Source organism: Pseudomonas sp. P1_A1 (assembly GCF_056406935.1).
In genome coordinates this window covers 24,764-37,601 of sequence record NZ_JBFTZE010000007.1, presented here as the reverse complement: position 1 = coordinate 37,601, position 12,838 = coordinate 24,764, and the positions used below count along the sequence as shown (strand labels likewise).

The 12,838-nt window shown below is 59.3% G+C and carries 8 protein-coding genes; 7 read left to right on the top strand and 1 reads right to left on the bottom strand.

The genetic code is table 11. From position 1 onward, the window contains the following. Positions 1–44: 44 nt before the first annotated feature. The 7 genes from acs to AC1D2Q_RS12295 all read left to right on the top strand — a co-directional run bounded on the left by acs (position 45) and on the right by AC1D2Q_RS12295 (position 7,890). Positions 45–2,000: an acetate--CoA ligase gene (acs, locus tag AC1D2Q_RS12325; RefSeq protein ID WP_477813349.1), complete on the top strand. Its 1,956-nt coding sequence runs from the start codon at positions 45–47 to the stop codon at positions 1,998–2,000. Positions 2,001–2,642: 642 nt separating this feature from the next. Further along, the gene (locus tag AC1D2Q_RS12320) at positions 2,643–3,416 is read left to right on the top strand and encodes an ABC transporter substrate-binding protein (protein ID WP_477813348.1); all 774 of its coding nucleotides are present in this window, start codon (positions 2,643–2,645) and stop codon (positions 3,414–3,416) included. 90 nt (positions 3,417–3,506) lie between these two features. Continuing rightward, entirely contained in the window at positions 3,507–4,196 is a 690-nt protein-coding gene (locus AC1D2Q_RS12315) for an ABC transporter permease (RefSeq protein ID WP_007934894.1), read from the top strand. Beyond that, positions 4,193–4,891, top strand: coding sequence for an ABC transporter permease (locus tag AC1D2Q_RS12310; RefSeq protein ID WP_018926395.1), 699 nt, complete (start codon positions 4,193–4,195; stop codon positions 4,889–4,891). Before AC1D2Q_RS12315 ends, AC1D2Q_RS12310 begins: the two co-directional genes overlap by 4 nt. A 1-nt stretch (position 4,892) precedes the next feature. Further along, on the top strand, positions 4,893–6,005 hold the full coding sequence (locus AC1D2Q_RS12305) for a succinylglutamate desuccinylase/aspartoacylase family protein (protein WP_477813347.1): 1,113 nt from the start codon (positions 4,893–4,895) through the stop codon (positions 6,003–6,005). A gap of 27 nt (positions 6,006–6,032) precedes the next feature. Then, positions 6,033–6,797: an ABC transporter ATP-binding protein gene (locus AC1D2Q_RS12300; RefSeq protein ID WP_007971015.1), complete on the top strand. Its 765-nt coding sequence runs from the start codon at positions 6,033–6,035 to the stop codon at positions 6,795–6,797. A 112-nt stretch (positions 6,798–6,909) separates the two neighbouring features. After that, complete coding sequence (locus AC1D2Q_RS12295) at positions 6,910–7,890, top strand: GlxA family transcriptional regulator (protein ID WP_477813346.1); 981 nt, start codon at positions 6,910–6,912, stop codon at positions 7,888–7,890. Positions 7,891–7,921: 31 nt separating this feature from the next. Here the strand turns inward: AC1D2Q_RS12295 and AC1D2Q_RS12290 are convergent, their stop codons facing one another. Further along, positions 7,922–12,778: a dermonecrotic toxin domain-containing protein gene (locus AC1D2Q_RS12290; RefSeq protein ID WP_477813345.1), complete on the bottom strand. Its 4,857-nt coding sequence runs from the start codon at positions 12,776–12,778 to the stop codon at positions 7,922–7,924. Positions 12,779–12,838 lie beyond the last annotated feature (60 nt).

Below are 12,838 nucleotides of genomic sequence, written 5' to 3'. Positions count from 1 at the left end.
AACTGGGGTCATACAAAAACAACTATTCCACCGAGGTAAGAAAGATGAGTGCGGCTTCTTTGTATCCCGTTCGTCCCGAGGTAGCAGCCAATACGCTGACTGACGAGGCCACTTACAAGGCCATGTACCAGCAATCGGTCGTCAACCCGGACGGCTTCTGGCGCGAACAAGCCAAGCGCCTTGACTGGATCAAGCCTTTCACCACGGTGAAGCAGACGTCCTTCGACGATCACCATGTTGATATCAAATGGTTCGCCGACGGCACGCTGAACGTTTCCTACAACTGCCTCGACCGTCATCTGGCCGAGCGTGGCGATCAAGTCGCGATTATTTGGGAAGGGGATGACCCTGCCGAAAGCCGCAACATCACCTACCGCGAGCTGCACGAACAAGTCTGCAAGTTCGCCAACGCCTTGCGCGGCCAGGATGTGCACCGTGGCGATGTGGTGACGATCTATATGCCGATGATCCCCGAAGCCGTGGTCGCCATGTTGGCCTGCACCCGGATCGGCGCGATTCACTCGGTGGTGTTCGGTGGTTTCTCGCCGGAAGCCCTGGCCGGTCGCATCATCGACTGCCGCTCGAAAGTGGTGATCACTGCCGACGAAGGCGTTCGTGCCGGCAAGAAGATCCCGCTCAAGGCTAACGTCGACGACGCGCTGACCAACCCGGAAACCAGCAGCATCCAGAAAGTCATTGTGTGCAAGCGCACCGGTGGCAACATCAAGTGGAACCAGCATCGCGACATCTGGTACGAAGACCTGATGAAAGTGGCGGGCAGTGTCTGCGCGCCGAAAGAGATGGGTGCCGAAGAAGCGCTGTTCATCCTTTATACCTCTGGCTCCACCGGCAAGCCGAAGGGCGTGCAGCACACCACCGGCGGTTACCTGCTGTATGCGGCGATGACCCACGAGCGCGTGTTCGACTACCGCCCGGGCGAAATTTACTGGTGCACCGCCGACGTTGGTTGGGTCACCGGCCACACTTATATCGTCTACGGCCCGCTGGCCAATGGCGCGACCACGGTGTTGTTCGAAGGCGTGCCGAACTATCCGGACATCACCCGGGTGGCGAAGGTTGTCGACAAGCACAAGGTCAACATCCTCTACACCGCGCCGACCGCGATCCGCGCGATGATGGCGTCGGGCACCGCCGCTGTCGAAGGCGCTGATGGCAGCAGCCTGCGTCTGTTGGGTTCGGTCGGTGAGCCGATTAACCCGGAAGCATGGGATTGGTACTACAAGAATGTCGGCCAATCCCGTTGCCCGATCGTCGATACCTGGTGGCAGACCGAAACAGGCGGCAACATGATGAGCCCGCTGCCGGGCGCTCACGGTCTGAAGCCTGGCTCTGCAGCACGGCCGTTCTTCGGCGTGGTGCCGGCGTTGGTGGACAACCTGGGCAACATCATCGAAGGCGTTGCCGAGGGCAACCTGGTGATCCTCGACTCGTGGCCAGGCCAGGCGCGTACGCTGTATGGCGACCATGACCGTTTCGTCGACACCTACTTCAAGACCTTCCGTGGCATGTACTTCACCGGTGACGGTGCGCGTCGTGATGCGGACGGTTACTACTGGATCACCGGTCGTGTGGATGACGTGCTCAACGTTTCCGGGCACCGCATGGGCACCGCCGAGATCGAAAGCGCGATGGTCGCCCACCCGAAAGTCGCCGAAGCGGCGGTGGTGGGTGTGCCGCACGACATCAAGGGGCAGGGCATTTATGTCTACGTCACATTGAACGCTGGTGAAGAGACGAGCGAGCAACTGCGCCTGGAGCTGAAGAACTGGGTGCGTAAAGAGATCGGCCCGATTGCCTCGCCGGATGTCATTCAATGGGCGCCGGGCCTGCCGAAAACCCGCTCGGGCAAAATCATGCGCCGGATTCTGCGCAAGATCGCCACGGCGGAATACGACGGGTTGGGCGATATTTCGACCCTGGCCGATCCGGGTGTGGTGCAGCATTTGATTGATACGCACAAGACGATGAATGTTGCGTAAGTAGCATTCGGAGTCATCGAAGCCCTGCCAGGTGTTGAGCCTGGTGGGGCTTTTTGTTGTTGAAGATCAAAAGATCGCAGCCTTCGGCAGCTCCTACAGAGATCGCATTCCAGCTGTAGGAGCTGCCGAAGGCTGCGATCCTTTGATGTTGATCTTCAACCAATAATTATCGGCTTCCCCCGTAGGCCATTTCCCACTGTTACCCATCACCTTTCGAGTAACTGAATGTGTAACCGCCTGCCCGATAACGAGGCATTGGGAAACGCAAAGCCCCGTTTCAGGGCTTCTCAATGGCCATGAAAAATAAGACACAACGCTGCGCTTGCCGGATTAGAAGGGTTTGCCAATAATAGGCCCGCAATTTGCAGCATAGATCGGTTCACTGTCTTTTGCTCTTGCATGAAATTGCAGAGCTGTCAACGTGCCCAAGCGGCATTCTCGGTGCTTCTGTAATTTGTTGTCGCATTGAAGAAATATCGGCTTCCGGCCTGTCGTTAGAATGCCAATCACTCGCTCGTCGTTGCCTGCGTTGAGATCAGCGCACGGTTCCTAGGACGCAGCACCGCTTTTTGGTTTAACCATTCGCATATTGGGCTGTCGCTCACTCTGCCGTTTTTTGCCCTTTACCGATGGAGTCCCAAGATGAAGAAACTCGTGCTGCTTGGCGCCCTGGCACTGTCCGTGCTGTCCCTGCCGACATTCGCCGATGAAAAACCTCTGAAAATCGGTATCGAAGCGGCTTACCCTCCGTTCGCCTCCAAAGCACCGGACGGCAGCATCGTGGGTTTCGACTACGACATCGGCAACGCCCTGTGCGAAGAGATGAAGGTCAAGTGCCAGTGGGTCGAGCAAGAGTTCGACGGCCTGATCCCGGCTCTCAAGGTGCGCAAGATCGACGCGATCCTGTCGTCCATGTCGATCACTGAAGACCGCAAGAAGTCCGTGGACTTCACCAACAAGTACTACAACACCCCGGCTCGCCTGGTCATGAAGGCCGGCACTCAAGTCAGCGAAAACCTGGCTGAGCTGAAGAGCAAGAACATCGGCGTGCAACGTGGTTCGATCCACGAGCGTTTCGCCCGCGAAGTCCTGGCCCCACTGGGTGCCGAGATCAAGCCTTACGGTTCGCAGAACGAAATCTACCTCGACGTGGCCGCTGGCCGCCTCGACGGCACCGTGGCGGACGCTACCCTGCTGGATGACGGCTTCCTGAAAACCGACGCCGGCAAGGGCTTCGCCTTCGTTGGTCCGGCCTTCACCGACGTCAAATACTTCGGCGACGGCGTAGGGATCGCGGTTCGCAAGGGCGACGCGCTGAAAGACAAGATCAACACCGCGATCGCGGCCATTCGCGAGAACGGCAAGTACAAGCAAATCCAGGACAAATACTTCGCCTTCGATATCTACGGCAAGTAATCGTCCCCGCAACAAGTCCGAAATGGCGCAAGCAACAGGATCTCTGAGGTTTGCGCCATTTTTTCATCCCAACTTTCGAGGACCTGAATCATGTTGAAAGGCTACGGGGCTGTCATCCTCGATGGCGCATGGCTGACGCTTCAGCTCGCCTTGTCGTCCATGGCCCTGGCCATTGTCCTGGGGCTGATCGGCGTGGCGCTGCGTCTGTCGCCGGTGCGCTGGCTGGCCTGGCTGGGCGATCTGTATTCCACGGTGATCCGCGGTATTCCCGATCTGGTGCTGATCCTGCTGATTTTCTACGGCGGCCAGGACCTGCTCAACCGCGTTGCGCCGATGCTCGGCTATGACGACTACATCGACCTGAACCCGTTGGCCGCCGGTATCGGCACCCTGGGCTTCATCTTCGGTGCGTACCTGTCGGAAACCTTCCGTGGTGCGTTCATGGCGATCCCCAAGGGGCAGGCAGAAGCCGGCATGGCGTACGGCATGAGCAGTTTTCAGGTGTTCTTCCGGGTGTTGGTGCCGCAGATGATTCGCCTGGCGATTCCGGGTTTCACCAACAACTGGCTGGTACTGACCAAGGCCACCGCGCTGATTTCGGTGGTGGGTCTGCAAGACATGATGTTCAAGGCCAAGCAGGCGGCAGACGCTACCCGCGAGCCTTTCACCTTCTTCCTCGCGGTGGCGGCGATGTACCTGGTGATCACCAGCGTCTCGTTGCTGGCATTGCGTCATCTTGAGAAGCGCTACTCGGTAGGCGTAAGGGCGGCTGAGCTATGATCTTCGACTACAACGTCATTTGGGATGCCTTGCCGCTGTACTTCGGCGGGCTGGTGACCACCCTCAAACTGCTCGCGCTGTCGCTGTTCTTCGGTTTGCTGGCGGCATTGCCGCTGGGGTTGATGCGTGTCTCCAAGCAGCCGCTGGTCAACATGAGTGCCTGGCTGTTCACCTACGTGATCCGCGGCACGCCGATGCTGGTGCAACTGTTCTTGATCTACTACGGTCTGGCGCAATTCGAAACAGTACGTGAAAGCTTCCTCTGGCCATGGCTGTCCAGTGCCTCGTTCTGTGCGTGCCTGGCCTTCGCGATCAACACCAGTGCCTACACCGCCGAAATCATCGCCGGCAGCCTGCGCGCCACGCCGAACGGCGAGATCGAAGCGGCCAAGGCCATGGGCATGTCACGCATCAAGATGTACAAGCGGATCCTGCTGCCATCGGCCCTGCGCCGGGCCCTGCCGCAGTACAGCAACGAAGTGATCATGATGCTGCAGACCACCAGTCTGGCGTCCATCGTGACCCTGATCGACATCACCGGTGCCGCGCGCACGGTCAACGCTCAGTTCTACTTGCCGTTCGAAGCCTACATCACCGCTGGCGCGTTCTACCTGTGCCTGACGTTCATTCTGGTGCGCCTGTTCAAAATGGCCGAGCACCGCTGGCTGGGCTATCTGGCCCCGCGGAAGCATTGATATGGAACGTATCGATCATGCTTTGCCGTGGAGCCACCTGGGCAGTGAACGCCGGATCTCGGTGTTCCGCTTCGGTGCTGGCGAGCGCAAGGCCTATATCCAGGCCAGCCTGCACGCCGATGAACTGCCTGGGATGCGCACCGCCTGGGAGCTGAAAAAACGCCTGACCGAACTCGAAGCTCAGGGCTTGCTCAACGGTGTGATCGAACTGGTGCCGGTGGCCAATCCATTGGGCCTGGGTCAATTGCTGCAAGGCAATCATCAGGGGCGTTTCGAAGCGGGCAGCGGCAAGAACTTCAACCGGGATTTTGTCGAACTCAGCGCGCCGGTGGCCGCCGAACTCGATGGGCATCTGGGTGATGATCCGCATGCCAATGTTCGACTCATCCGTCAGGCCATGAGCGATCACCTGGCGGCACTGCCAGAGGCGAGCAGCCAGTTGCAAGGCATGCAGCGCATCTTGCTCAGCCATGCCTGCACCGCCGATGTGGTGCTGGATCTGCATTGCGATTGCGAAGCGGCGCTGCACATGTACGCCTTGCCGCAACACTGGTCGCACTGGCGCTCACTGGCTGCGCACTTGAACGTCAAGGTCGGTCTGCTGGCGGAAGATTCCGGCGGCAGTTCCTTTGACGAAGCGTGCTCGCTGCCGTGGCTGCGTTTGTCGCGTCTGTTCCCGGATGCGCAGATTCCACTGGCCTGCCTGGCGACGACCATCGAACTGGGTGGTCAGGCCGATACCGGTCGCGCTGAGGCAGAAGCTCACGCCGAAGGCATTCTGGCGTTCCTCGCCGAGCAAGGCTTGATCGGCGGTGAATGGCCCAAGCCTGCGCAAGACGCGTGCGAAGGCATGCCGTTCGAAGGCACCGAATTGCTGTTCGCGCCGCATCCTGGCGTGCTGAGTTTTCTGCGTAAACCCGGTGAATGGGTTGAAGCAGGCGACGAGATTTTTGAAGTGATCGATCCGTTATCGGATCGGGTCAGCACGGTGTGTGCTGGTACGTCCGGGGTGCTGTTCGCCATTGAACGGCTGCGTTACGCCCAACCCGGTTTCTGGCTGGCCAAGGTGGCGGGGCGCGAAGCGCTGCGTCACGGGCGCTTGCTCAACGACTGACTGACTGTTTTTGTGAGAACCGACCGCATGTACAAACTTGAAGTCCAAGACCTGCATAAACGCTATGGCAGTCACGAAGTGCTCAAGGGCGTGTCCCTGAAAGCGGCGGCTGGCGATGTGATCAGCATCATCGGCTCCAGTGGCTCCGGCAAAAGTACTTTCCTGCGTTGCATCAACCTGCTCGAGCAGCCGCACGCGGGCAAGATCCTGCTCAACAACGAAGAGTTGAAACTGGTCGCCAACAAGGACGGCGCGCTGAAAGCCGCCGACCCGAAACAGCTGCAACGCATGCGTTCGCGCCTGTCGATGGTGTTCCAGCATTTCAACCTGTGGTCGCACATGACCGCACTGGAAAACATCATGGAAGCGCCGGTGCATGTGCTCGGCGTGTCCAAGGCTGAAGCCCGCGAGAAAGCCGAGCACTACCTGAACAAGGTTGGCGTGGCCCATCGCAAGGACGCCTACCCGGGTCACATGTCCGGTGGCGAACAGCAACGTGTGGCGATTGCCCGTGCGCTGGCGATGGAGCCCGAAGTGATGCTGTTCGACGAACCGACCTCGGCCCTCGACCCGGAGTTGGTGGGTGACGTGCTGAAAGTCATGCAGGCCCTGGCACAGGAAGGCCGGACCATGGTGGTGGTGACGCACGAAATGGGCTTTGCCCGTGAAGTGTCGAACCAGCTGGTGTTCCTGCACAAAGGCGTCGTCGAAGAAAGCGGCAACCCGCGCGAAGTGCTGGTCAATCCGCAGTCGGAACGCTTGCAACAATTCCTCTCGGGCAGCCTCAAGTAATCGCTCCCGTTACGCACCAAATTAGGTCATGCTGCGCACCGCGCGCCAGATGGTCTAATTTGGTTGCAGCCGCCTTTGGCTTTAACACTGTTTTCGTTTCGGATTGCCCGCCATGACTGCCCATCGAATTGGTTTCCTGATTTGGCCCAGCACTAAAGCTCTGACGCTTGCGCTGGCTGAGGAGGCCTTGCGTGTTGCCCAGCGTGTGCACCCGGACGTTGTTTACGAATTGTCGTTTTTGCAGGCCGAACCGTCGACCGAAAGCGCCTGGCAACTGCCCGGTGAGCCGTGGGCCGGCAAGCTCGAAAACTTTCAGAAACTGTTCCTGCTTGCTGACGAACCACCGACTTCTCTCGCGCCGTCGCTCAGCAGTGCGTTGAAACAACTGGTGCGAGCCGGTTGCGTGATCGGCGGATTGTCCGCCGGTGTTTACCCATTGGCGCAATTGGGTTTGCTCGACGGTTATCGCGCTGCCGTGCATTGGCGCTGGCAGGACGATTTCGCCGAGCGTTTCCCGAAGGTGATTGCCACCAGTCACCTGTTCGACTGGGATCGTGATCGCCTGACCGCGTGCGGTGGCCTGTCGGTTCTCGACTTGCTGCTGGCCGTGCTGGCCCGTGATCACGGCGCCGAATTGGCCGGTGCGGTGTCGGAAGAGTTGGTGGTCGAGCGCATTCGCGAGGGCGGCGAGCGCCAGCGCATTCCGCTGCAGAACCGCCTGGGTTCAAGCCATCCGAAGCTCACCCAGGCGGTGTTGCTGATGGAAGCCAACATCGAAGAGCCGCTGACCACCGACGAAATCGCCCAGCACGTGTGCGTATCGCGTCGGCAGCTGGAGCGGATCTTCAAGCAATACCTCAACCGTGTGCCGAGCCAGTACTACCTGGAACTGCGCCTGAACAAGGCCCGGCAGATGTTGATGCAAACCAGCAAGTCGATCATCCAGATCGGCCTGTCGTGTGGCTTCTCTTCGGGGCCGCATTTCTCCAGCGCCTACCGCAACTTCTTCGGTGCCACGCCGCGGGAAGATCGCAACCAGCGGCGCAGCAGCAGTCCGTTCGAGTTGTCGTCGGTGCCGTCGGAGCGCGGTTGATCGATCAACCGCGCCATGATCGAGCGCTGTACTACTCGTCGATCTCGGAACCTTCAGAGTCGGAGATTTCTATTTCACCCCGATTGATCACGGCTTCCACACCAAAATCCGCGCCCGTGCGTTCGAAGTAAGCGATCAGCCATAACAGGCTTTCCTCGGAAAATGGATTTCCCCTCAACGAAATATTATCTGCGACGTCCACCGGCAGTTCCGACAAGTCACTGGGCACCTCGGTAATGGCGTTGCCGCTCAAGTCTGCCCAGTCCAGCTCGGCCAGCTGTAACAGTCCTTCCGGTATCCGGTTGATGCCGGTGTCGTTCAGCAGCACGGTCGCCAGCGCCGGCATCTGACTCACATCAGGCGTCTCTCCTAGCGGGTTCGAGCCCAGGTCGAGATAGTCGAGCTGTTCCATCCCCGCCAGGGCGGCGACCGATTCTGATGACAGGCTGACGCGACACTCGGGAAGTGACAGAGCCCTGAGTTGACCCATTTTGAACACCGCCTCCGGTATGTCGCCAAGGTCACAGCTGCGCAGCCTGAGGCTTTTCAGGTTGGGAAAGGACTCCAGGAAACGTCCGATGCGCGTCACCCCCTCCGCACTGCGAAACTCCAGTGACGACACATGGCTGAAATCAGCGCTCAGGGCAGGCAGTTCTCCGTTGATGACCGTGGAAAGTGTCAGATCGTAGGTGGGTTCAAGCGTATCGCTGAAGTTATCCAGCTCCGCATCTCGTTGCCAACAGTTCTCAAGGGTTTGCTTGAACTCGTCGCGGTTGGCGTGCTCGACAAGCAGTTGAGCTGCGCTGAAAGGTTCGTCCGTCAGTGGATGCAGGTCCGGAAGAGCGGCGGTCCAGGCAGACAGATCGTTCCTCAATTGGCTCAGCTCTTCCTCCAGGCGCGTCAACGCGCCCCGACCTTCCTCCAGCGTGCCGGGCAATTCGTAGACGAACTCGCTGGCTTGCTCGACTTCCATGCCAGGGTAGAGTGCCCTGACACGATCAATGTCTGCCTCGTGCGCGAAAACGCCCATGTCGAAAGCGCTGTTGAAGTGATGCTGTTTGATGAGTTGTCGCGAGCTCTCGGAAACCGGATTGTGCGTGAGGTGTATGCCACGCTTTTCATACAGCGGACTGTCGAACAAGGCCGCCGGCAGTTCGCTGATTCCATTGTTCATCAGCAGAAGGGTGTCCAGGCGCGGGTGTTGCAGAGTGCCGGGCGGGATTTCGGTCAGGTTGGTGCTGCTCAGGTCCAGATGGGTCAGTTCAGTCATCGAGTCGATGCGGGGCACCGTTTCAAACGGGCTGCGGTAAAGATCCAACATGGTGAGTTTGTTTAATGACGTCAGCTTCAACCAGGTGGCTGCGTCTACCCTGATACCGCAATCGCTTAACACCAGCGCTTCGAGCTGCGGCATCCGGGTGATGGCGTCGGGGAGGGTGGTCAGGGAGAAGCGGCGCAGTTCCAGTCGGCGCAGTCCGCTGAAGCCCTGCAGAAAACCAGCAACACCTTGCGCTGCGTGGCTGCCTTCCAGGGACAGCAGCGACACATGACTGAAATCTGCAGTCAACGACGGCAGATCACCCAGCATCGGTTCGTCGAACCTGAGCACGTACCGTTCCATGTCGTCCTCGGTGTCAAAATCCCGATCGGTTTGGCGCCGCCAGGCGCGCTGGATTTCCTGCGCCAGCAACCTGCGAATCTGTTGTTCGGCCTGGCGCTCCAGGGCGCTCAACGCAACCCCGGTGTCGGGGTGCACCGTCGGGGCTTCGTTTATCCATCGACCCAGATCCAGATGCAATCGGTTCAGCTCGTTGCGCACGCGTGAGAGTTCTACCCGAGCGCCATCGGGGTGGCTTTGCAACGCCTGTACCACGGACTGCAATTGATCCTGGGACAGATCGGGATAAACCTCTCGAACCCTGTCGTTGAGGGTGGGTGTCATACGATTGCCCTGATCGTAGCCCTCCGCACCGCCGGGAAGGCGCATGGTGGTCGGGTCGTAGTAGGGTTTTCGATGGGGATGCCTGGCAAACAGAGTGCGTAGCGTCGGCTGGTCCAGCGCGTTTTCGGCAATGCGCTTTCTGAGGGCCTGGGCGTCAGCGATGGCGGGGCTGAACGCATCGCGATGGGCCTGGGGCAGCGTTTGAAAGAGTGCCTGATAGAAATCACCGGGTGGCTCCTGATCAACGTGATAGGAGCCATCCTCGTTGGCCACCAGTGTTTTCACGATGGCCGCATCGGTCGGGCCAATGCTGTCGCGCACGGTGCCCTCGCTGGAGTAATCCCGCACTTCGATGCGTAGTCCGTCCGGCCAGCCGGGCAGTGCGTTCAGGCTGTGCAGGGCCACTTTGTGGGTGTCGACGTTTTCCAGCGCGTCGGCATAAAGGCCTTCATAGGCGCGGGTTGCTCGGACTGCCTCCATGGCTTTGTTCGCCGCGTCCTTGAGCCGCTGAGGCACGCGCCCACCGTGCAACTGGCGTAACTCGGTGCCGGTGGCATTGCTCACCAGCTCTTGCGCCACATCGGTCGGCAGGCCCTGCACATCGGCGAGCAGTTGCTGGACCTGCACATCATCGGTGTGTTCCTGAATGCTGTAGAGACGCTCGAACAGCGACTTGCGATATTGGCGGGCCAGTGTTGCCGTTTGCTGTCTGAAGGCTGGCGTTTGAGTTTCCGGTGTCGGCAGTGGTGTATCGACCGGCCATGAGTCATGGCGTGTCAGCAGTGCATGCTGCAGGGCGGTATCGGCTTTTTGATAGTGTTCGGGTTGATCGCTGCCGATCTGTTCGATAAACGTTTCGATGTCACGGTTGATCCGCCAACGCTTGATCGTGTCAGTCAGCAGCGACGGCGGGCGATAGTGTTCGACATGCGCCTGGCGCAATACGTTGTCGTGGTAGCCGCTGATCCGCAGGATCTGTTCGCGCTCGACACTGGTGAACGACTCGACACTATGGCCAAGGCGACGCATGACCTTTTCCCGCTCCCAGTACAGCGGTTGTTCCAGTTCGGTTTGCCAGGCACCGTGGTGGTTATGCTGCAGATATGGCTGATAAGCATCGTTGCGGCGCGGATGCTCAATCTGGAACCTGTCCGACCCGGGTTCGGGTTTCACTGAATACAGTTTTCCCTCAAGGCGCAGCATCGTTTTGCCCGCGTGTTGGTACAAGCCCAGATGATTGGGCTTTACCCCTTCGGGCAAACTGAGTGTTTGTTCGTAAGGTGTGAGATCGGGCATCCAGTAACGGGTTTTTCCTTCGGATGTGGCGACAGGTTTGAGCGGGTCGATGAGCGCGACGGCTTCACGGGACAGTAGCCGGCCGAAGGCGCCGGCGGCGATTGCACCGCCCACCGCGAATGTCCCGACTTGAACGACGGTTTCGACGAACGTCATCAGGTGTCCGAACGCCTCTGTTTTCAGCCCTTCAGCCATGTCCACGATGCCTTCGAAGGTCTCGTCCAGTAACTGGTAGGCCATGTATCCCAGCATCAATTCACCAAGGAACGGCACGAAGGGCACCGCCACGAACGACGCAATTTCAAGGATCTTGGACGCCACTTTGCTGAAGGCATCCCACAATGCCCAGCGGGCGTCTCGATCGGCGCTGGCGGTGGAGACGGCGACAGTGCTGGCGTCGTTGAGGATTTTGTTCAGCTGCCGCAGATAGCCATGGTTCCACAGGTCCGCTTTGATCGGGAGCATGGAGAAACGCAGATTGGGACGCTCGACTGGCGTTTCGCGCCAGCTCGGCAATGGATCGCCGGGCTGGTGCTGATGCCAGGTCACGGTCTGGAGGCGGCGGTTGAGATCGGCGAAAAAGTGCCCGCGTTCCTTGTGCTCGACGAACCGGCTGAAGAACGCTTGATAAGCGGGTGTGCGCAGCTTGCGGGTCAGATCGGTCATGAACGCCAGCGTGTCGGGATATTGCTTGAGCGGGTGTTCTGGGTCATCGGGAATGTAGGCAATGAGCCGCGTACTCTTGCGTGCCCGCTCAAGGCTCGGCGCGAAAATGACAATGCCGGTCAGCGAGGATGACATCAGGGTCAGGTCGTGGCCATAGAGCGGCTGGCCATTGAGTCGCGACCTCGAACCTCCTTCAACCATGCGCAGGAGCGCGAGGTGCGCATCATCTGGAATATCCTTGCGGATGTGTGCCATTTGCAGCGCCGACCTGAGTGCGGCCTTGTTCAAGCTGATCGTGCTGGATTTCAACGCGGCACCGGCCACCGGGTTGGTCAGCCCCACAAATTCCTTGAGATACGCGGTGTACTGGCCACCGATATCGAGTTCACGGCATAGCCGGGCGAAGGCCTGGACCGTGATTTTATGCTTGATCGCCGGCAACGTTTCGAACTGCCCTGTGGACGACGGCTCGGTAATGAAGGTCGAAGCGGATTCGAAGGCATCTGCGGCTGTTTCCGATTCCTGGAAGTTATGCAGCGCGGCATCGAGCAGCGATACCGTCCAGGTGCGGGCGGCCCCGGTGTTGATTTTGAACAGGGTCACGGTTTGTGGGATGTACAGGCGCAGGAAGGTGGTCTTGACGTCCAGTTCCAGGCCAAACCGGGTTTTCAGGGCCGCGATGAGAAGGGGTTCGGCAAATGCCCGTGGGTTTTTCAGCGTCGACAGCTTTGAATCCAGGCGATTTCGATGGTGCCAGTGTTCCTGGCTGAGCTTTTTCAGCGAGGCATGCTGTGAAGGTGTCGCGGTGCCATGCCATTGGGGAGTCGCAAGCGTGGTGTTCTTCAGAGCGCTGCGGGTTTCAGGCGATGCCTCTAATGCCCAAGCGGGCAGATTGTTGAACAGGTGATGGTAATGATCATCCGGCTGCGTGACGAAGTGATCGTCGCCAGCGGCCCTAGGGTGATCGTTTTCGAGTTGGCTCATGCGCTATTCCCTTAGCGTTTGGATGAGTCGCCAGCAAAACAGACGATGAAGCACTGCGTG